This is a genomic window from Enterobacter sp. C4G1 (genome assembly GCF_052886895.1).
In genome coordinates this window covers 168134-188518 of record NZ_JBQVVV010000002.1, presented here as the reverse complement: position 1 = coordinate 188518, position 20385 = coordinate 168134, and the positions used below count along the sequence as shown (strand labels likewise).

24 protein-coding genes are annotated in these 20385 nt (G+C 50.9%); 11 read left to right on the top strand and 13 right to left on the bottom strand.

Features of this window, described 5'->3' with window-relative positions:
* Nucleotides 1–1929, bottom strand: coding sequence for a threonine--tRNA ligase (gene thrS, locus ACT9TW_RS14720; protein ID WP_315688380.1), 1929 nt, complete (start codon nt 1927–1929; stop codon nt 1–3).
* Nucleotides 1930–2071: 142 nt separating this feature from the next.
* Here thrS and yncL point away from each other — a divergent pair, with 142 nt between their 5' ends.
* Together yncL and yniD are read left to right on the top strand one after the other, a co-directional pair.
* Complete coding sequence (gene yncL / locus ACT9TW_RS14715; protein WP_446492839.1) at nt 2072–2344, top strand: stress response membrane protein YncL; 273 nt, start codon at nt 2072–2074, stop codon at nt 2342–2344.
* A 100-nt stretch (nt 2345–2444) separates the two neighbouring features.
* Nucleotides 2445–2552, top strand: coding sequence for a small membrane protein YniD (gene yniD / locus ACT9TW_RS14710; protein ID WP_008500658.1), 108 nt, complete (start codon nt 2445–2447; stop codon nt 2550–2552).
* Nucleotides 2553–2762: 210 nt separating this feature from the next.
* Here the strand turns inward: yniD and ACT9TW_RS14705 are convergent, their stop codons facing one another.
* Nucleotides 2763–2996 carry a hypothetical protein gene (locus ACT9TW_RS14705; RefSeq protein ID WP_446492838.1) on the bottom strand — a complete coding sequence of 78 codons (234 nt, stop codon included), beginning with the start codon at nt 2994–2996 and terminating at the stop codon, nt 2763–2765.
* 266 nt (nt 2997–3262) lie between these two features.
* Complete coding sequence (locus ACT9TW_RS14700; RefSeq protein ID WP_182060650.1) at nt 3263–4021, bottom strand: DUF481 domain-containing protein; 759 nt, start codon at nt 4019–4021, stop codon at nt 3263–3265.
* A 295-nt stretch (nt 4022–4316) separates the two neighbouring features.
* Between ACT9TW_RS14700 and pfkB the strand changes: the two genes are divergently transcribed.
* From pfkB to ACT9TW_RS14685, 3 genes are all read left to right on the top strand, one after another.
* Nucleotides 4317–5249 carry a 6-phosphofructokinase II gene (pfkB, locus tag ACT9TW_RS14695; protein ID WP_446493839.1) on the top strand — a complete coding sequence of 311 codons (933 nt, stop codon included), beginning with the start codon at nt 4317–4319 and terminating at the stop codon, nt 5247–5249.
* Nucleotides 5250–5352: 103 nt separating this feature from the next.
* The gene (ghoS, locus tag ACT9TW_RS14690; RefSeq protein WP_446492837.1) at nt 5353–5643 is read left to right on the top strand and encodes a type V toxin-antitoxin system endoribonuclease antitoxin GhoS; all 291 of its coding nucleotides are present in this window, start codon (nt 5353–5355) and stop codon (nt 5641–5643) included.
* Nucleotides 5644–5748: 105 nt separating this feature from the next.
* The gene (locus tag ACT9TW_RS14685) at nt 5749–6609 is read left to right on the top strand and encodes a fructosamine kinase family protein (RefSeq protein ID WP_182060648.1); all 861 of its coding nucleotides are present in this window, start codon (nt 5749–5751) and stop codon (nt 6607–6609) included.
* Nucleotides 6610–6646: 37 nt separating this feature from the next.
* On the opposite strand, the gene ACT9TW_RS14680 is transcribed toward ACT9TW_RS14685, so the two are convergent.
* Nucleotides 6647–7183, bottom strand: a complete 537-nt coding sequence (locus ACT9TW_RS14680) for a YniB family protein (protein ID WP_182060647.1) — start codon at nt 7181–7183, stop codon at nt 6647–6649.
* Between the two features lie 149 nt (nt 7184–7332).
* On the opposite strand from ACT9TW_RS14680, the gene hxpB reads away from it, so the two are divergent.
* The 4 genes from hxpB to ACT9TW_RS14660 all read left to right on the top strand — a co-directional run bounded on the left by hxpB (nt 7333) and on the right by ACT9TW_RS14660 (nt 11105).
* Entirely contained in the window at nt 7333–8004 is a 672-nt protein-coding gene (gene hxpB, locus ACT9TW_RS14675; protein ID WP_446492836.1) for a hexitol phosphatase HxpB, read from the top strand.
* A gap of 137 nt (nt 8005–8141) precedes the next feature.
* Nucleotides 8142–8903, top strand: coding sequence for a 2-dehydro-3-deoxy-D-gluconate 5-dehydrogenase KduD (gene kduD / locus ACT9TW_RS14670; RefSeq protein WP_446492835.1), 762 nt, complete (start codon nt 8142–8144; stop codon nt 8901–8903).
* Between the two features lie 93 nt (nt 8904–8996).
* Nucleotides 8997–9587 carry a metal-dependent hydrolase gene (locus ACT9TW_RS14665; RefSeq protein ID WP_182060644.1) on the top strand — a complete coding sequence of 197 codons (591 nt, stop codon included), beginning with the start codon at nt 8997–8999 and terminating at the stop codon, nt 9585–9587.
* Nucleotides 9588–9713: 126 nt separating this feature from the next.
* Complete coding sequence (locus ACT9TW_RS14660; RefSeq protein ID WP_182060643.1) at nt 9714–11105, top strand: L-cystine transporter; 1392 nt, start codon at nt 9714–9716, stop codon at nt 11103–11105.
* 48 nt (nt 11106–11153) lie between these two features.
* Here ACT9TW_RS14660 and cedA read toward each other — a convergent pair whose 3' ends face one another.
* The 8 genes from cedA to osmE all read right to left on the bottom strand — a co-directional run bounded on the left by cedA (nt 11154) and on the right by osmE (nt 17483).
* Nucleotides 11154–11408, bottom strand: coding sequence for a cell division activator CedA (gene cedA / locus ACT9TW_RS14655; protein WP_220458416.1), 255 nt, complete (start codon nt 11406–11408; stop codon nt 11154–11156).
* A 213-nt stretch (nt 11409–11621) separates the two neighbouring features.
* Complete coding sequence (chbG, locus tag ACT9TW_RS14650; protein ID WP_446492834.1) at nt 11622–12380, bottom strand: chitin disaccharide deacetylase; 759 nt, start codon at nt 12378–12380, stop codon at nt 11622–11624.
* 11 nt (nt 12381–12391) lie between these two features.
* Nucleotides 12392–13747 (bottom strand): 6-phospho-beta-glucosidase, encoded by a 1356-nt coding sequence (locus ACT9TW_RS14645; protein WP_446492833.1) that lies wholly within the window; start codon nt 13745–13747, stop codon nt 12392–12394.
* 111 nt (nt 13748–13858) lie between these two features.
* The gene (gene chbR / locus ACT9TW_RS14640; RefSeq protein ID WP_182060639.1) at nt 13859–14677 is read right to left on the bottom strand and encodes a transcriptional regulator ChbR; all 819 of its coding nucleotides are present in this window, start codon (nt 14675–14677) and stop codon (nt 13859–13861) included.
* A 29-nt stretch (nt 14678–14706) separates the two neighbouring features.
* On the bottom strand, nt 14707–15054 hold the full coding sequence (chbA, locus tag ACT9TW_RS14635) for a PTS N,N'-diacetylchitobiose transporter subunit IIA (RefSeq protein WP_014069884.1): 348 nt from the start codon (nt 15052–15054) through the stop codon (nt 14707–14709).
* Between the two features lie 47 nt (nt 15055–15101).
* Nucleotides 15102–16460, bottom strand: coding sequence for a PTS N,N'-diacetylchitobiose transporter subunit IIC (gene chbC / locus ACT9TW_RS14630; protein ID WP_014069883.1), 1359 nt, complete (start codon nt 16458–16460; stop codon nt 15102–15104).
* Nucleotides 16461–16540: 80 nt separating this feature from the next.
* Nucleotides 16541–16882: a PTS N,N'-diacetylchitobiose transporter subunit IIB gene (gene chbB / locus ACT9TW_RS14625; protein WP_259349714.1), complete on the bottom strand. Its 342-nt coding sequence runs from the start codon at nt 16880–16882 to the stop codon at nt 16541–16543.
* A gap of 256 nt (nt 16883–17138) precedes the next feature.
* Nucleotides 17139–17483 carry an osmotically-inducible lipoprotein OsmE gene (gene osmE / locus ACT9TW_RS14620; protein WP_182060638.1) on the bottom strand — a complete coding sequence of 115 codons (345 nt, stop codon included), beginning with the start codon at nt 17481–17483 and terminating at the stop codon, nt 17139–17141.
* A 231-nt stretch (nt 17484–17714) separates the two neighbouring features.
* On the opposite strand from osmE, the gene nadE reads away from it, so the two are divergent.
* Nucleotides 17715–18542 (top strand): ammonia-dependent NAD(+) synthetase, encoded by an 828-nt coding sequence (gene nadE / locus ACT9TW_RS14615; protein ID WP_182060637.1) that lies wholly within the window; start codon nt 17715–17717, stop codon nt 18540–18542.
* 155 nt (nt 18543–18697) lie between these two features.
* Nucleotides 18698–19576 carry an excinuclease Cho gene (gene cho, locus ACT9TW_RS14610; RefSeq protein WP_446492832.1) on the top strand — a complete coding sequence of 293 codons (879 nt, stop codon included), beginning with the start codon at nt 18698–18700 and terminating at the stop codon, nt 19574–19576.
* Here cho and ves read toward each other — a convergent pair.
* Nucleotides 19554–20111, bottom strand: a complete 558-nt coding sequence (gene ves, locus ACT9TW_RS14605; RefSeq protein WP_014069878.1) for an environmental stress-induced protein Ves — start codon at nt 20109–20111, stop codon at nt 19554–19556. The genes cho and ves overlap by 23 nt on opposite strands.
* Nucleotides 20112–20385: the final 274 nt, after the last annotated feature.

Here is a 20385-nt window from a genome sequence, read left to right as displayed (position 1 = left end):
TTATTCCTCCAGTTGTTGAAGACTGCGGCTGCGAATCTCTTGTTGCAGCTTCTCAATCACTTCACTTACGTCCAGGCTCCCCAGGTCTTTACCACGGCGGGTGCGAACGGCAACTTTGCCTGCTTCCACCTCTTTATCACCACAGACCAACATATACGGGACACGACGTAAAGTGTGCTCGCGGATTTTAAAGCCAATCTTCTCATTTCTCAAGTCTGCTTTTACGCGAATGCCCGCATTTTGTAGTTTCTGCGTCAATTCTTTAACGTAATCAGCCTGAGAATCGGTAATATTCATCACTACGACCTGCACTGGCGCAAGCCAGGTTGGGAAGAAGCCAGCAAACTCTTCGGTAAGGATGCCGATGAAGCGCTCCAGAGAACCGAGGATTGCACGGTGAATCATGACCGGTACCTGACGCTCGTTGTCTTCGCCAACATAAGAGGCGCTTAAACGCTGCGGCAGGGAGAAGTCCAGCTGTACAGTACCGCACTGCCATGCGCGATCGAGGCAGTCATACAGGGTAAATTCAATTTTCGGGCCGTAGAAGGCACCTTCGCCCAGCTGATATTCGAACGGAATACCGTTCTCTTCCAGCGCCACGGCCAGGTCCGCTTCTGCACGATCCCATGTCTCATCGCTACCGATACGTTTTTCCGGACGCGTAGAGAGTTTGACGACGATTTTCTCGAAGCCAAAGGTGCTATACATATCGTAGACCATACGAATACAGGCGTTAACTTCGTCACGTACCTGATCTTCCGTACAGAAGATATGCGCATCATCCTGAGTAAAACCACGAACACGCATCAGACCGTGCAGAGCACCTGATGGCTCGTTACGGTGGCAGCTACCGAATTCCGCCATACGCAGCGGCAGATCGCGGTAGGATTTCAGACCCTGGTTAAAGATCTGAACGTGACCCGGACAGTTCATTGGCTTAATGCAGTATTCACGGTTCTCAGACGAGGTGGTGAACATCGCATCTTTGTAGTTGTCCCAGTGGCCGGTTTTTTCCCACAGCACACGGTCCATCATGAACGGGCCTTTCACTTCCTGGTACTGGTATTCTTTCAGCTTGGAACGCACAAAAGTTTCCAGTTCACGGAAGATAGTCCAGCCATCGTTATGCCAGAACACCATACCCGGCGCTTCTTCCTGCATGTGATACAGGTCAAGCTGCTTACCGATTTTACGATGGTCTCGTTTTGCGGCTTCTTCCAGGCGCTGCAGGTAGGCGCTCAGGGCTTTTTTATCTGCCCATGCGGTACCATAAATGCGCTGCAACATCTTGTTGTTGCTGTCGCCACGCCAGTAAGCGCCTGCTGTCTTCATCAGTTTGAAGTGATGACAGAAACGCATGTTCGGCACGTGCGGCCCACGGCACATGTCGATGTATTCTTCGTGATGGTACAAGCCAGGCTTGTCATCATGAGAGATGTTTTCATCAAGAATAGTGACTTTATAGTTCTCGCCGCGTTTCACGAAGGTTTCACGCGCTTCGTGCCAGCTGACTTTCTTCTTAATGACGTCATAGTTGGATTCAGCGAGCTCGTGCATACGTTTTTCGAGCGCGTCGATATCTTCCTGGGTCAGGGTGTGGTCAAGGTCAACGTCATAGTAGAAGCCGTTGTCGATAACCGGGCCAATCGCCATTTTGGTGTTTGGCCAAAGTTGCTTGATCGCATGACCTAACAGGTGCGCACAGGAGTGACGAATGATCTCCAGACCTTCTTCGTCTTTCGCAGTGATGATTGACAGTTTCGCATCGTGTTCAATCAGATCAGACGCATCAACCAGCTCACCATTTACACGGCCAGCAATGGTCGCTTTCGCGAGTCCAGGACCGATGTCCAGGGCCACATCCATTGGGCTTACAGCGTGGTCGTATTGGCGTTGGCTGCCATCAGGAAGAGTAATTACAGGCATTTTATATCCTTATTTGCAGTGATGCCCCACACATAAGAGCATATACAAAGAAAATAATCGTTATTTAACAGTAGATTACAAAACCATCTGACCAACAATCGTCAAATTGGTTCGTTATCATGCACCTGACGAAATCAGACAAATGCGGATTTACGGCAGGCCTTGCAATGTTAACACTAACAAAAGGAAGAATGCACCTTCTGTGGCAGACAGAAGTACCTGGTACTTTCGCATGAGTTTGCACGGGGTCGCTTCCTGGCGCTCGCATTACAGTCGTGCTGAGCTATTCTTGAACAGGTCCTTAAACCTTAAGGGGCACAACATGAACGTATCCAGTAGAACCGTAGTTATATTGAATATACTTTCAGCCACCGGTTTATTGTTGATTCTCGCCGAAAGATTCCACTGGTTCTGAACCGTACCAGTATGATGTGGCATAACCTCATCCCCCGGATAATGCGCATTTCACCGCTCTCTTTGGTACACTGGCATTATCAACAGACAAGGATTAGGTTATGCCAACAAAACGATTTGCCGTGAAACACTGGAAAATGGTGCTGGTGTTAATTGCTATCTGCGGTGCGATGTTACTGTTGCGCTGGGCGGCAATGATCTGGGGCTAAAACGAACGTCATGGAATTGGATAAGCGAAATACCTTTACCGAATAATACATTTCGGTGAAGGTTTTTTTGCGAATACGAAATACAGGTAATGAATAAACTTTAATTATCTTTACATCATTCTGAACCGCAAAAAACCGGTACAACACAATCCGGTTTTTGACGGGTTGAGTTATTGGTTTACTTTCAATAACAACGCGACAAGGAACGTATCAGGACCACTCACCTGCAACCAGTTTATGCACATCAAATGCATCATTCATTGATTGACCAGTAGATTGTGAGCCTGGGGCAATGTTAGAGCCAGCCTCAACGTCAGAAGCTTTAGCAATGCCGACCTGGGTATTGATGTTACTGGCAGGTGGAGTAACTTCATCAGCAGCGAATACGCCAAAAGAAAGTGCAGAAAGCACCATTGCTGCTGCGGCAGTTTTGATTTTTTTCATAATCATTGTTCTCTTACTGAATTAATTCAAAACGACTTAAGGCGGAATTTTGCCTGTCTTACTAGTGTAGATCTGGATCACACTTTTGCCTAGTCGATTTATTTATCAATTCGTGTCAAATAAAATGAATGTAATACGAAGAGAGTCATTATGGAGAAATTATGGAGATATCAGCCGAATAAATATTTTAAAACACTGTTCAATATAAAATAGCACAGTTCACAAAAATAAAAAAAACGGGCCGATAATATTTCGGCCCGTGGAAATTACATTTTGTAGCCCAGAGAAATCGTGGTTCTGCGGTCGGTATGATCCGGTGCAGTATCTGGAGGCGAAGAGTTCCAGGTCACGTTGTAAGCCACTTTTAAACCAAAGTGTTCATTGATTGCGACATTCAGCGCCGTTTCGGAGTTTAGCGTTGTATCATCGGCACCGAATACAGAAACACCCTGAGTAAATTTGGTGTTGTCGGTCATCTGCCAGGCATAAGTACCAGACGCATAGCCTAACGGTTGGGTTTTGGTATCGCCGTCAGTGTACTCGTCATAACGTACGCCTGGACCGAATTCAAAACGGAAGCTGTGAACAGGCCCGTTCAGGAACTGGCGACCATAACCTGCGGTGAATATATCACGCTGGCGATAGCCGTTGTAACGGTCGGTTAACCAGCTTGCCTGGCCAAACAGGTAGTCGAAATCGGTCATATTGTAACGGCTACGTCCACCTACTGCGTATTTTTCGGAAGAGCGTTCGTCGTTAGCGGAGGTGTTGCTGGCGTTACCCCACAAGGACCAGGCCGTGTTGCTGCCGTACCAGGTCAGCGTGCTGTCCGCCGTCAGCGAAGAACTTTTCGTGTTACCGGATTGCGCCAAATATCCGGCGTTCAGGTTACCTTCAAAGGGCTTTTGCGCCGTGGTGGGATCGTCCATGACAGTAAAAACGGTATCATCGGCGGTCGCATTCATTGACGCAAACACGCCACCCGCCAGCATCAGTGCAGCGGGTACTGTCTTCAAAAGCTTCATTTTATTAAGGAGTCCGTACAACAAAAAAAGAGACCATCTCGGTCCCGGAAACTTTCTTGAGGATCAATGACAAGGCGTCCAGAGAAAGGTAATAAATTATAAAAAGGCTCAAATAACATAGCAACGTTTTCTTATTTCATTTTTTGAATAAGAACGATCCCAAAACGAGTTTTATTTTATAAAACAATTTGGTTACTTTTCTCATTATTCATATTGAAAATCATGATGTTAATTACTTTGCCTTCTGGTGAATTGGTGCCAGGATTACTGATACCCATACTAAAAGGAGGTAATGATGGTTTCTATTTATACACTGACGCTCTCCCCTTCCCTCGACTCCGCCACCCTGACGCCGCAGATTTACCCGGAAGGTAAACTGCGCTGTAGCGCCCCTGTGTTTGAACCAGGCGGTGGCGGGATCAACGTGGCGCGTGCCATTACGCACCTCGGTGGAAAGGCAACGGCAATATTCCCCGCGGGCGGCGCTACCGGGGAGCATCTGGTCGCACTGCTGGCAGACGAAAAGGTCGCGGTTTCAACCGTCAACGCCCAGGACTGGACACGACAGAACCTGCACGTTCACGTGACGTCCAGCGGCGAACAGTACCGTTTTGTTATGCCTGGCGCGAAGCTCAGCGAAGATGAGTTTCGCCAGCTCGAGGAAAAAGTCCTGGCTATTGAGGGTGGCGCATTGCTGGTCATTAGCGGCAGTCTGCCGCCTGGCGTCAAAACAGAAAGGCTGACGCAACTGATTCGGGCAGCGCAGTTGCGGGGGATCCGCTGTATTGTTGATAGCTCAGGTGAGGCGCTTCAGGCCGCTTTAGCGCCAGGGCAACTTGAGCTGGTCAAACCCAACCAGAAAGAGTTAAGTGCGCTGGTCAATCGCGAGCTCACCCAGCCTGACGATGTTCGTACCGCGGCGCAAGAACTGGTTCGCAGCGGCAAAGCCCTACGCGTGGTCGTGTCTCTTGGCCCACAAGGAGCATTAGCCGTTGATGGTTCCGGTTTTGTGCAGGTCGTCCCGCCGCCAATGAAAAGCCAAAGCACCGTGGGTGCTGGCGACAGCATGGTGGGAGCAATGGTGCTCAAACTCGCTCAAGGGGCCTCGCTACTTGAGATGACACGTTACGGTGTGGCGGCGGGTAGCGCGGCAACCATCAACCAGGGTACGCGGTTGTGTTCCCTTATCGATACGCAAAAAATTGTGGATTACCTCTCCAGAAGTTAAGGCATTTACCCCTTCTTTATGGAGGGGAAATGCGCTCCGGATTCGCCAAACGCGTACTATCGACTATGCTAAGAAAACTTTCATGATAACAATGAGGTGAAATATGAGCAGTGGGGACATCACTCGCTACGTCATAACCGTTAGTTTTCATGATGCATCACTGACCGAACTCAATGAAATCAATAATGCCTTCACTCGCGCAAACTTTTTACTCACGCTGACGGATGAAGAAGGCAATATTCATGAGCTCGGCACGCTGACATTTGGGCTGATAAGCGCGTTAACCATCGATGAGGTAAGCGCGCTGGCAAACAGCCTGATTGAAAGTGCCACCCACAAAACAGCCGAAATTGACGTAGACACCTGGGAAAACTGGCAAAAAAAAGAACAATAAGTGCCCTGCATGGATCCAAACAGCTCAGGTGTGCGTTAGTTCGTATTTTTTTACAGCGGTTTTGCGCTAACTTTATGATCTGGCAGACAACATGGGAGAGACATCATGTGGCAGGCTATCAGTCATCTTTTAAGTGAGCAACTGGGTGAAGGTGAAATTGAACTGCGTAACGAACTGCCAGGCGGAGAGATCCACGCCGCATGGCACTTACGCTACGCAGGACGTGATTTCTTCGTGAAGTGTGATGAACGGGAGCTTCTCCCTATCTTCACTGCCGAAGCCGACCAGTTAGAGCTATTATCTCGCAGCAAGACGGTAACAGTCCCTCAGGTCTGGGCGTTAGGCAGCGATCGTGACTACAGCTTTCTGGTCATGGATTATCTCCCCGCCCGTCCGTTAGATGCCCATAATGCCTTTATTCTTGGGCAGCAACTGGCGCGTCTGCACCAGTGGAGCGACCAGCCCCAGTTTGGGCTAGATTTTGATAACGATCTCTCCACCACTCCGCAACCCAATACCTGGCAACGCCGCTGGTCAACCTTCTTTGCCGAACAACGTATCGGCTGGCAGCTTGAGCTGGCTGCGGAAAAAGGGCTGGAATTTGGCAATATCGACGCCATTGTTGAACATGTTCAGCAACGTCTTGCTTCGCATCAGCCGCAGCCTTCGCTGCTGCATGGCGATTTATGGTCAGGAAACTGCGCGCTGGGTCCAGATGGGCCATTTATTTTCGACCCGGCCTGCTACTGGGGCGACCGAGAGTGCGACCTTGCCATGCTGCCTCTCCATCCTGAACAGCCTGCGCAAATCTACGACGGGTATCAGTCAGTTTCGCCACTCCCGGCAGACTTCCTTCAGCGCCAGCCGGTTTACCAACTTTACACCCTGATTAACCGTGCGATTTTGTTTGGCGGTGAGCACCTCGTGAATGCCCAGCGTGCGCTGGAGCGCGTACTGGCGGCATAAGACAGGAACGGGTGGGCCAGATGCCACCCGTTAATTCTTATAAAAAACCGAGTAACGAGAAGAAGAAATATCCGGCCACGATAATTATCACCGGCAGGATGTAGAGCGGGAAAATTTGCAGGAAAATGGTGTGACGCGGGACCACAATGCGGGACTCAATTTGCTCACGGCTCATTCCTTCTGTCCCTTTCGCCTGCTCCAGAATCAGCTGGTCTTCCACACCTTCACGCAAAAAGCGTGTCTGACGGCTCATTCTGGCACCCGATGCCTGGAGCGCCATCGCCACAAAGATCAGGGCATAGATTATCCAGAATCCGACATTGAGCTTCTGATGAAAATCGGGTGTTGGCGAGTTGAACCAGAAGAAGTTTAAAAAAGGCGTATTAAAACGCATCATCTCAATCATAACATGCGCAAAATCAAGCATTACCGCATTGATACCCGGCTGTTTTTCGCTGTGATCGTACATAAACTTAAGCACAGAAATCAGCGTGGAAATCACGGCCGGAATAAAGATCACCCACCCGGCAATACGTTTTAAGACAGCAATGCGTCCAGCTTGTTGATACGTCATCAGTTCCCCTTCCAAAAGACGCGTTATTTGTGCCTAAGTCTACCTGCTGCCCATCATTTTCGCCCGCTCTTTAAAGGCAATATGCTAAATTGCAGACTGCACTTAGCACTTATCGTCTGTCGTACACCCTGAATTAAGGAGAAGTTGTGATGTCGACACCGCGCCAAATTCTTGCCGCTATTTTTGACATGGATGGATTACTTATTGATTCCGAGCCGCTGTGGGATCGTGCAGAACTGGATGTCATGGCCAGCCTTGGCGTGGACATTCGTCGCCGTAACGAACTTCCCGATACGCTCGGGTTACGTATCGACATGGTGGTTGAACTTTGGTACGCCCATCAGCCGTGGATTGGGCCCGACCGCGACGAAGTGACTGCGCGCATTATCAATCGCGCGATTGCCCTGGTTGAAGAGAACCGCCCGTTGTTACCCGGCGTGCGTGACGCAATCGCCCTGTGCAAAGCGCAAGGCCTTAAGGTTGGGCTGGCTTCTGCTTCACCGCTGCATATGCTGGAAAAAGTGCTGACGATGTTCGAGCTGCGTGACAGCTTTGATGCACTGGCATCGGCAGAAAAGCTCCCCTACAGCAAGCCGCATCCACAGGTCTACATGGACTGCGCCGCGAAGCTTGGGCTTGATCCTCTCAGCTGTGTTGCGCTGGAAGATTCCGTTAACGGCATGGTGGCGTCGAAGTCTGCGCGGATGCGCTCAATTGTCGTCCCTGCCGAAGAAGGCCGGCACGATCCGCGCTTTGCGCTTGCTGACGTTAAACTTGCCTCGCTGGACGACCTTACAGTGCAACACCTGCGCGGTGAATAACCCATTCTCTCAGGCAGCACTCGCTGCCTGAATCTGCAAATCACAAAAATAAAACATCGTTTCATTTTGTTTGCTTTTCTGCTTATTGCCTCCTATTCTTGGGTCAGAACGACAATAACCCTACTTCTGAGGCGCATATGATACAGGATACCTTCACTCTTTCTGGAAAAGTGGCCATCGTCACCGGGTGTGATACCGGGCTTGGACAAGGAATGGCCGTTGCGCTGGCTCAGGCCGGGTGTGATATCGTGGGGGTAAACCGGAAAATCCCTGAAGAAACGGCCGCCCGGGTCACCGCCCTCGGCAGACGTTTTCTGGCGATTCGGGCCGACCTCGGCCAGCAGGAAAGTATCCATGACGTCGTCACTAAAGCGGTTGCAGAGATGGGGCACGTCGATATTCTGGTGAATAATGCAGGCACCATCCGCCGTGCAGACGCACTTTCCTTCAGTGAAAAAGACTGGGACGAGGTCGTTGACCTGAATCTGAAATCTGTCTTTTTCCTTTCTCAGGCAGTCGCCCGGCAGTTTATTGCCCAGGGCCAGGGCGGTAAAATCATCAACATTGCCTCTATGCTCTCGTTCCAGGGCGGTATCCGCGTTCCCTCTTATACGGCCTCGAAAAGTGGCGTCCTTGGCATCACCCGCCTTCTGGCAAATGAGTGGGCGGCTCAGGGGATTAACGTCAATGCGATTGCGCCGGGCTACATGGCAACCAACAATACACAGCAGTTACGTGATGATGAGCAACGCAGCCAGGCGATCCTTGACCGTATTCCTGCGGGGCGATGGGGGTTACCCGAGGATCTGCAAGGCCCGGTAGTATTCCTGGCGTCACCGGCATCAGACTACATTAATGGTCACACCTTAGCCGTTGATGGCGGTTGGCTCGCACGTTAGCGCAGTTTGTGACAAAGAGTTACACCGTCACCTCTTCCGCCCACTGTATAAAAACCCTATACTGTATGAATTGACAGTTTCCTGGGTTTTATCATGACGGCGGAAGGCCACCTGCTTTTTTCTATTGCTTGTGCAGTGTTTGCCAAAAACGCTGAGCTAACACCCGTGCTGGCCCAGGGTGACTGGTGGCATATTGTGCCTTCAGCGGTGCTGACCTGCCTGCTACCCGATATCGATCACCCTAAATCATTTCTTGGGCAGCGGTTGAAGTGGGTTTCCAAACCCATCGCCCGGGCGTTTGGTCACCGGGGGTTCACTCACAGCCTGCTGGCCGTATTTGGTCTGTTGACCCTCTTCTATTTAAAGGTTCCTGAAAGCTGGATTGTGCCCGCAGATGCTATTCAGGGCATGGTACTCGGCTATCTGAGCCATATTCTCGCCGATATGCTGACCCCTGCGGGTGTACCGCTACTGTGGCCGTGCCGCTGGCGGTTCCGCCTGCCGATTCTTGCCCCGCAGAAAGGTAATCAGCTGGAGCGCTTTTTATGTATGGCGCTTTTTGCCTATGCCGTGTGGATGCCGCAAACCTTGCCCGAAAATGGTGCAGTTCGCTGGTCTTCTCAGATGATCAATTCGCTGCAATTTCAGTTCAATCGATTTATTAATAATCAAATTGAACATTAAACCCGCAAATTCAACGCATTTGTCATAACCCATTCCATTTGGATATAAGCGCTACATCACACTTCTGCTAACCTTGCGCCAACAGGTTCGGGAATACCGACCACATAATAAATCAGGAGAACGGGGATGAACTTTCCACTCATCGCGAACGTGGTTGTGTTCGCTATTTTGCTATTGCTTCTGGCTCAGGCGCGCCACAAACAGTGGAGCCTGGCAAAGAAAGTACTGATCGGTCTGGGTATGGGTGTCGTGTTTGGTCTGGCATTACAGGCTATTTACGGCTCAGATAATCCGGTACTGAAAGATTCTATTCAGTGGTTCAACATCGTGGGTAACGGCTACGTACAGCTGCTACAGATGATCGTTATGCCGCTGGTGTTTGCTTCTATTCTGAGTGCCGTTGCACGTCTGCATAATGCCACTCAGTTAGGTAAAATCAGTTTTCTGACCATCGGCACGCTGCTGTTCACCACGCTGATTGCCGCACTGGTGGGTGTTCTGGTGACCAACCTGTTTGGTCTGACCGCAGAAGGTCTGGTGCAAGGCTCTGCTGAAACCGCGCGTCTGGCTGCCATTCAGTCTAACTACGTGGGCAAAGTCGCCGACCTGACCGTTCCACAAATGGTGCTCTCCTTCATTCCGAAGAACCCGTTTGCTGACCTGACCGGTGCGAACCCAACCTCCATTATCAGTGTGGTTATCTTCGCAGCCTTCCTGGGTGTGGCAGCACTGAAACTGCTGAAAGACGATGCTCCGAAAGGTGAACGCGTTCTGACGGCTATCGATACCCTGCAAAGCTGGGTAATGAAGCTGGTGCGTCTGGTGATGCAGTTAACACCATACGGCGTACTGGCCCTGATGACCAAAGTCGTCGCAGGATCTAACTTGCAGGACATCATTAAGCTGGGTAGCTTTGTGGTTGCCTCTTACCTGGGTCTGGGCATCATGTTCGTGGTGCATGGCATCCTGCTGGGTGTGAACGGCGTTAGCCCGCTGAAATACTTCCGCAAAGTGTGGCCGGTACTGACATTTGCCTTCACCAGCCGTTCCAGCGCAGCATCCATTCCGCTGAACGTTGAAGCGCAAACCCGTCGTCTGGGTGTGCCTGAATCTATCGCCAGCTTCTCTGCTTCCTTTGGCGCTACCATCGGTCAGAATGGTTGTGCGGGTCTTTACCCGGCAATGCTGGCAGTGATGGTTGCTCCTACTGTGGGTATTAACCCGCTCGACCCGGTGTGGATTGCAACGCTTGTGGGCATTGTCACCGTGAGCTCCGCAGGTGTTGCTGGTGTGGGCGGCGGTGCGACCTTTGCAGCGCTGATCGTATTGCCTGCGCTGGGTCTGCCGGTCACTCTGGTTGCGCTGCTGATTTCCGTAGAGCCGCTGATTGATATGGGTCGTACCGCACTGAACGTGAGCGGCTCCATGACCGCGGGTACGCTGACAAGCCAGTGGTTAAAACAGACTGACAAAGCTGTTCTGGAAAGTGAAGACGACGTCGAACTGGCGCACCGTTAATCACTGGTGAATTAAAAAAACCGCCTGATGGCGGTTTTTTTATAGTTGTTATTCTTCAACATCTTCATCCTGGCGGGTCTGTACCGCCCAGCGCTGCGCCGATTCCGGCACCGTAAACACAGGGGAACGACGGAAGTGTTCGCCTATCAGCACAAAGGCCACGTATTTTCCCCGTAGCTGCCAGACATCGCGAAAACCATCCACTTTCAGAGCATGGTCAGGCGGAGCGGGTTCAACGCGGGGCACATAGCTAATAACCTGGCGGTTTTGTTGACGAAGAGGTTTCATAAGAGACTGGTTCACTAAAGCAAATTCTGGAAACAGGAAAATTCTATGATAGCCGATCCTTCCCCCACGCGTCGCGCCTTCCATGCTGTATGTCGTTTCTTTTGCTCGTATCGACCTAAAAACCGTACGACCTGATGCCCTCACCCAATCTCCCCACGGGAGAAAGAGAAAACAAAAAAAACGGTAACGCCTGTTACCGTTTTGCTTTTACCTCGTACCCGGCACTGTTTACAGATCCTTGAACGTCCCCAGACGATACCCGCGCTCGGCAATCGCATATTTCAGCGATGCCGATGTCAACACATCCAGCTCCGCCAGGCGTGGCCAGCAGTAGGCGCTTTTGCGCACGGTGTTGTCGACAAACGCCGGGTGCGCCATCACCTCCAGCGAGCGTTCACCGCGCGCAGCGGAATCATCCAGCACGCTCAGAAGCAGTGCTTCACTTATTTCATCGCCGTAAAATGTGCTGCTGAAACCGTCGGTCGTTGCCGCAGACGATAACAACAGCCCGTGCAGCGCCTGTACTTCACGATCCACACGCATCGCCACCCCTTTACGTTGGGAAAAATCCGCAACAATCGGGAAAATTGCCGGGATCATATGCACGTGATGATGGCTATCAATATGCGTCGGCTCACGACCGAAGAGATCGACAAACCGGTTGAACTGACAATCCAGTTCACGGGTAATTTCCTCGAGTGGCAACGTATTATGCTCGGCCATTTCCCAGATCCATTTACCCAACTGTCCATCGCGTGTCAGCCCTGGCATCGGTGAAATCGGCATCCCGAGTGTGAGGACAAAGTGCATCCCCACACCCAACTCCGGGACTTCACGGCTCAGGGATGCAGCATGGTCAACCGCCTCGCCGTTGACAAGCGCAGTGGTCGAGGTCACCACACCCCGACGACAGGCTTCAATGATGCCGTAGTTCTGCCCTTTCGACAGGCCAAAATCGTCGGCGTTTACGATCAACAGGTTTTCCATCGCTCTCCCTCTTAACGGTGGTTGAACTTCAGTTTCTCAACCGTTGCAGCAAAGTTTGGCAGCCATTTTTCATGCGCCAGGATCATCTCGCTCGCCAGCTGTTCTGCGTCACGATCGGAATGCACCAGCGGGCTCAGGTTCAGCGCCAGAAGCACATCATTCAGCTCGCCGCTCAGCGCCGCGTTGCTTGCTGCCACTTCAAACCCTTTGATTGTGTGGATGAGCCCCATCACTTTGTCATCAAAGTGAGTGATACGCGGATGTGGTTTCGCGCCATCGCGACCCAGGATGCAAGTCATCTCAACTGCCCAGTCAGCCGGAATGTTATCGATGTGTCCATGGTGCGGCACGTTGACGTAGTGCTCTGCCTGCTTGTCGTTGTAGATAGCGTTGATCACTTCACAGGCTGCGTCTGAATAGTACGCCCCGCCGCGCTGCTCCAGCTCTTTTGGTTTCACGTTCAGGTTTGGATCTTTGTACAAATCAAACAGTTGTTTTTCAACTTTCTGCACTACCTGCGCACGCGCGCCGCCTTTATAGTACTCGCCCATTTCGATGGCCAGCATCTCTTTCTGCTTGAAGTAGTAAAGCAGATACGAACATGGCAGCAGATTCAGGGAGCGGATCAGCCCTTCGCTGAACGGCAGATCGAAGATATTTTTAACTGATGCCGCGGTCAGGCGACCCGAAGCCACGCCGTCCAGCAGTTCAGCAAAGCGCGATTTACCGTTAACAATCACATCTTTGATAAAGACCATGTGGTTCAGGCCGAACAGATCGATGGAGAGATCGTCGCTGTCGCTCAGTTCCAGCACGTCGCTGATAAACATTTTCATGCCGATCGGAATGTTACACACACCGATAAAGCGTTTAAAACCGGTATGACGAAAGACGGCTTCGGTCACCATGCCAGCCGGGTTGGTAAAGTTAATTACCCACGCATTTGGGCAAATTTCTTCCACATCTTTGATGATGTCGAAAATTACCGGAATGGTACGCAGACCTTTAAACAGACCACCCGCGCCGTTGGTTTCCTGGCCCAGATAACCGTGGCTCAGCGGGATGCGCTCGTCCAGTTCACGTGCTTTCAACTGGCCTACTCGCAGCTGAGTTGTCACGAAGTCGGCATCTTTCAGCGCCAGACGGCGATCCAGTGTTTTATGCACGGTTAACGGTACGCCCGCTTTTTCGACCATACGCTTGCACAGTTCGAAAATAATATTCAGCTTCTCTTGCCCTTCTTCAACGTCCACCAGCCATAATTCGCTGACCGGCAATTCATGATAACGCTTCAGAAAACCTTCGAGTAATTCCGGGGTATAACTGCTGCCGCCGCCAATGGTTACGACTTTTAATTTCTGTTGCATAATATCTCCCTTAACGTATCAGGTTAACCGCCTGCAAAGTATAGCGCTCTCGTCCCGCTATTTTGGGCAAGCAATTACGTCAATATTTCTGGCGGATAATACCGCCGATAGTCAATTAATTACCGTTAAGTTTTTCCGGTAACTGTTTGGCGTGAATGAGGTGAATTTTTTAAATGTTTTAATAAACAGGCTGGGACTACTGTAGCCGGACTCATACGCAATATCGGTTACAGAGTAGTTGGTAATTTCCAGTTGTTTTTTTGCAAAGTTGATGCGGATCTCATTAATAATTTGCACCGGCGTCTTGCGATAGTAACGCTGCGTTGCCCGGGTTAAATATTCCTGAGATTTACCTGACAGGGTCACCATATTCTCCAGCGCGTTGTCGCTGAACTGGCCTTTATCGTGCATAAGCTCGACGGTGCCACGTAACCACTGTGGGATATCGTCAATCACCTGCTGCTCTTCACGATGGTGACGCAGGCGGTTCATCACGTAGAAGGTTACCGTTTCAATAAACTCGTCGAACTCATTGTCGCGGAAGTTAAGTGAAGCAATGACCGTTTCTATCCAGGTCATAAACTCGTTTTTAACGCGATACACCTGTGACGCCACAAAGCAGAACGGCACCAGCGGCAGATAGTGTTTCTCAAAGAAGCGTTTGCTGACGCCGACATTGAGAATACGCGTCGCGCCAAATTCGTAAAAGCTCTGGTGGTAGGAGCCCATCGGCAGGAAGACAAAATCACCACGTTCCAGCAGAACACGCTTACCGTTGATCTCCTGGTAGTAACGTCCGGTCAGAACAATCGTGAACTCGTAGTAGTCATGCTGGTGCAGGCCACTGGCGCTCTCCGTCTTGTTGTAAATAACCACGTGAAAATTCTTGCCATTAAACAGTTGCTGCTCAAGTGCGGTTTTAATTTCCATCGTGCTGACCTCCTGCTACTCAATCTGACTTAGTGCATTTTTTCGTGAAGCTCGATTAACTCCGCCACCAGCTCGCGCGCCAGCATCGAAGTCATCAGGTGATCCTGTGCATGAACCAGCACCAGACTCACTTTCATTTTCCCTTCGCCCTGGTCGCCTTCGATGAGCTTCGTCTGTACCAGATGCGCTTCATTCAGTGCGGTACGGGACTGATCCATCATGGTTTTCGCTGCGGCGAAATCACCCTGCTTAGCCTGCTTGAGTGCGGCATAAGCCAGGCTGCGTGCTTGTCCTGAATTGATGATAAGGCCCATCACCACTTCTTCCAGGTCGTTTTCTTCGGTTTCTTCAGCAACGATACTATCCAAATCTAACATCTTTTAGCTCCTTTTCGCTGGCGCGGGTTGCCCCGCGCCGGTCAAACTTAGAATTTCAGTGAGAGGGCAATATCTTCTTCGCTCTCTTCTTCATCGATGATGGTTGCGGCTTTGTTCGCAATCGCCACGAACGGCATATAAAGCAGTGTTGCAATCCCGAGGTTGAATATCGCCAGCAGGAAGGCCGCGATGCTACCGTTGGTGTTGAAGAACGCGCCCAGACCTGCCGGCATTGTCCACGGTGCAATGTTGGTGATTGGCGGGATAATACCCAGGTAATACGCCGTCAGGGTAATGGCGGCCAGCAGCGGCTGAATCAGAATGAACGGAATGAACATTACCGGGTTCATGATGATTGGCAGACCAAACAGAATCGGCTCGTTAATCTGGAAGATGCCAGATGGCAGCGCCAGTTTCGCAACCTGACGGTAGTCAGCGCGACGAGAGACAATAAAGACCGCGATGATAAGACCCAGCGTTGCCCCTGTACCACCCAGGAAGATATAGGAGTCAAGCATCGGCTTCGCCCACACATGGAAGGTTTTACCGGCTGCCAGTGCCGCATCAACGGAACCGTACTGCTGGTAAAGCGCAACGTTTTCCAGTGCCCACGGGGTCATGATGCCGCTGTCCAGCGCTGCCAGTGCCAGTGAACCATGCACGCCGAAGAACCACAGCAGAGAGGTGAAAATCACGTACGCCCAACCAACCACGCCACCCATCGACGCCAGTGGCGTAGAGATAGAGTCCATGATTATCTGGTGGAAGTTTGTACCCCAGTGAGAAAGCGCCCAGGCAATAATCCCCATGATGGAGAGAATAATGAAGCCTGGAATCAACGCGGAAAATGAACGAGAAACAGATTCAGGAACACTGTCCGGCAAGCGAATAACCCAGTTGCGGCGGACAATAAAGGTGAACATCTCGGCAACCACCAGACCGATCACAATACCGGAAATAATGTTTGCACCACCTAACCAGTTAGCGCCTACAGCATACGCTTCACCCACGCTGTAAGGGGTAACGGTCATAAAGGCAGCAACGGATAATAAGCCCGCTGCCAGCGGATCCACTTTACGCTCTTCTGCAAGCGCCATCCCGATAAAGAATGGCGCCATCAGCGACATAATACCCAACGTACCGTTGTATACGTTGCCGCCGATGGCTTTAAAACCATTAAGGGTTTCAATTGTAGAAGCGTCTAACCGAATTCCTAATGAATAAAAGAAGGAACCTTCACCAAAGCTCAGAAAAACGTTGTTAATTAAAACGAACATTGCCCCGGCCAGCGTCAACGGCATTAATTTAATAAAACCGTTTTTGATGGCATTAACGTGAGGCTGCTTTCCTATTTTAACAGCAAAAGGAAGGAGTACCTTTTCAAGTGAAGCGATGACTTTACTCATAGGAAAATACCCTTAAATGCCGTAACTCATGTTACGGCGTATTGTGTGTGAAATAACTCTTTGACGGGAAAAATAAAAAATTAATTAGCAGCTTTTTTAATTGCTGCAACAGCAGCTTTCAATACACCTAAACCATCGATCTTGCCGTACAGCCCCGAGTCGATAACTTCGACCGGTTTATTCGGTAACAGACGTTGAATTTCTGGCAACATGTAAGCAATTTGCGGCCCTAAGAGCACAACATCGGCACTCTGACCCTTTTCACCCGCCAGCGTTTCAGGAAACGCTTCAATCACCACAGGGACTTCATATTTTTCAGCCTGCGCACGCATCTTGGAAACCAGCAGTGAGGTTGACATGCCTGCAGAGCAAAACAGGTAGATATGTTTCTTTTCCATAGTAACTTCCCTCTTTTTAACCACCCGACGTCGCACTCTCACTCGACTCGCTATCCCGGCTGACGGATGGTTCGCTTACCATTGTTTGTCGTTGGAGTGAGTATACGCAATGGTACAGAGAGGGGATAATTCTGAACAGACGCAAATTGTCTCTCATTGACCTGGCTTGTTGACTACCTTCACATTTCGGGCAAATAATTCGCGCAAAGAAATAAGATTTTCCAATACATAAAAAAACCGGCCATCTGGCCGGTTTTTTAACATACTCAGGCAAGCAGGGTTACTGCGCCTTAGTTGCCTGCGGATCGGTATCGTATTCGGCACAGGTCTGATAACCGGAATTGATCACGTGTCCCGTGTCATCCAGAGCAACAAAGTAGGTTTCAGCCTTACCATCACGTTGACCCAGGATATAGGTCTGGCAGGTCCCTTTTGCATGAATCATGGTAATTTCAGAAGAAGGTGTACCGGCAATCGCTGCCACCTGCGAACGCGTCATACCTTTTTTGACATCTTTAACTACGGGCTGTGTGAATTGATCTTTGGTGCGATCGTAAGCCGTACACCCTGCCAGCATAGTCAGAACCGCCGCTGCACTTAGAATTCCTGCTACATTCTTGTTCATATTCCGTCCTCTTGTATATCAGCGTGTTATCTAAGCATGGAATAAAAAGTACTATTGTTCAACTTTGTGATTTCCGCCAGACGAATTTCGGATAATTCATCTAAAACAAAGATAACCTGCTAAATCGCCGTAAATTGCCGCACTCAAAACTGTGATCCTTGTCGTTTTACGCCCAAAGGGTTAATTTTAACGGATCATACATTCTGTTTAGTTCTGCATATGGAGGGCGTAATGGCTCTGCAACAAGAGATTATTCAGGCGCTTGGCGTCAAGCCAGCGGTCGATGCACACGAAGAGATCCGCCGTAGCGTCGATTTTTTAAAATCCTATTTAAAAACAAACCCTTTCCTGAAGTCACTGGTACTGGGCATCAGCGGTGGTCAGGATTCCACGCTGACCGGCAAACTGTGCCAACAGGCCATTTCAGAACTGCGGGAAGAGACCGGAGATATTGCGCTGCAATTTATTGCTGTGCGCCTTCCGTATGGTGTGCAGACCGATGAACAGGATTGTCAGGACGCCATTACCTTCATTCAGCCCGATCGTGTGCTTACCGTGAACATCAAAGGGTCAGTGCTGGCGAGTGAACAGGCGCTGCGCGAGGCAGGCATTGAGCTGAGCGATTTTGTCCGTGGTAACGAGAAAGCGCGCGAGCGTATGAAAGCGCAATACAGCATTGCAGGTATGACCAAAGGAGTCGTGGTAGGGACTGACCATGCAGCAGAGGCCGTTACCGGCTTCTTCACCAAATATGGTGACGGTGGTACCGACATTAACCCTATCTTCCGTCTCAACAAGCGTCAGGGTAAGCAGTTACTTGCCGCTCTGGGTTGCCCGGAACATTTATATAAGAAAGCACCTACGGCCGACCTGGAAGACGATCGCCCTTCCCTGCCGGATGAAGCTGCGCTGGGTGTGACCTATGAAAATATTGATGATTACCTGGAAGGTAAAACGCTGGATGCAGGTACCGCGAAGATTATCGAAGGCTGGTACCTGAAAACCGAGCACAAGCGTCACACGCCGATCACGGTGTTCGACAATTTCTGGAAGAGATAGTCCCATTTTCCCGGTGGCGCTTCGCTTGCACGGTCCTACTATATATAGGTCGGGTAAGCAAAGTGCCTCCCGGCAATTCCCCCTGCGCCACAGCCTCTTTTTTAACCACCCCACACCTGCTAGACTGTATGCATAAACAGTATCCGGAGTGCTATGTGAGCAGGCGTCAATCTGCCCCGCGTCTTGAGTTTGAAGCGGCGGCTATATATGAATATCCCGAACATCTTCGCCCCTGGCTTGAAGCATTACCGAAACAGCCGGGCGTGTATCTCTTTCACGGCGAAAGCGACACTCTGCCGCTGTATATCGGCAAAAGCGTCAATATTCGCAGCCGGGTTATGTCCCATTTCCGCACGCCGGATGAGGCGGCAATGCTTCGCCAGTCCCGGCGAGTCACCTTTATCAGGACGGCTGGCGAGCTGGGTGCGCTGTTGCTTGAGGCACGCCTGATTAAAGAACAACAACCGCTTTTTAATAAACGCCTGCGCCGCAATCGCCAGCTCTGCTCTTTACAGATACTCAACGGCAAGCCGCAGGTGGTTTACGCGCGTGAAGTCGATTTCGCTCATACGCCCAACCTGTATGGCCTGTTTGCCAGTAAACGTGCCGCGCAGCAAACATTGCAGACGCTGGCTGACGAACTCCAGCTCTGTTACAGCCTGTTGGGGCTTGAAGCCACAACCAGAGGTCGCGCCTGTTTTCGCTCCGCGCTAAAGCGCTGTGCCGGAGCCTGCTGTGGAAAAGAGAGTATTGCGGATCACCAGGCACGTTTGCTTGCCGGGCTGGCGGCCATCAGCATTACCTGCTGGCCGTGGGAAGGCGCCATTGCGCTAAAAGAAACCGGGGATGAAATGACGCAATATCACATCATCCGCAACTGGCTATGGTTGGGGACGGTCGACAGCGTAGACGATGCGACAACATTACTGCGCATACCCGCCGGATTCGATCACGATGGCTACAAAATTCTCTGTAAGCCATTATTCACCGGCGAGTATGAGGTTATTTCACTCAGTGACCTGCCAGCCAGATGATCTCACCAAACAGCAGCGTGCCTTCGGATTCAAGCAGACGCAGGGTATGCGTCCCGTCATCCCAACTGGCACCCTGATCCGCCGTCAGCAGTTTATCGCCAAGCTGCCATGCGCCGCTGAGCACAAACGCCACACCGCCGCGTGAAGCAAACGTGGTGAAGGTACGGTCGGCCACGCGCACTTTCGCTTTACAGCGATCGCGACGGGTCATGACGTTGAAGTCCATCGACATCTGGCCATCACTGAGCAGAGCCTTCACCGGCAGATCGCCTGTGAAGCTAAAGGGCTGGTGGTGCTTCAGGGTATGGCAAAATGCCTGACCGGCATCCAGCGTCACTTCTCCCCCTTCCAGCAGGGTAATAACCCGGTCGACCCCCGGGAAAGAAGAGAATTCGCCGTTGCTGGCGATAGTCGCAATACTGGCGCGCCAGGAAAAATCGCGCGTCGCGGGAGGAAAACAGCAAATTTCACGTGTCTCGCCGGCACCATTGCGCCAGAGACTGACCGGCATTTTACGGATATCAAAGAACTCCATCACCACTCCTGAAAGGCACAACATGTGCCAGGGCAGCAATATCGCTATCACTGCATTCTTGGTTGTTATCGTTGGGAACTCACAGACGTATTATCGGCAGCAGAACGCGCAGGCCTTAGACGGGCGGAAAGAAAAAAATAACGCCATGACTCTGCTGAACATTCTCTGGAGCGACTACAGGAGGATACCGCGCTTCTGGCGGCAGACAAGAGGGTATAAAAGAAAAAACCGCCGGTCCTGTCCACAGCGTTTGCGCTTTTGTGGACAGGATCCC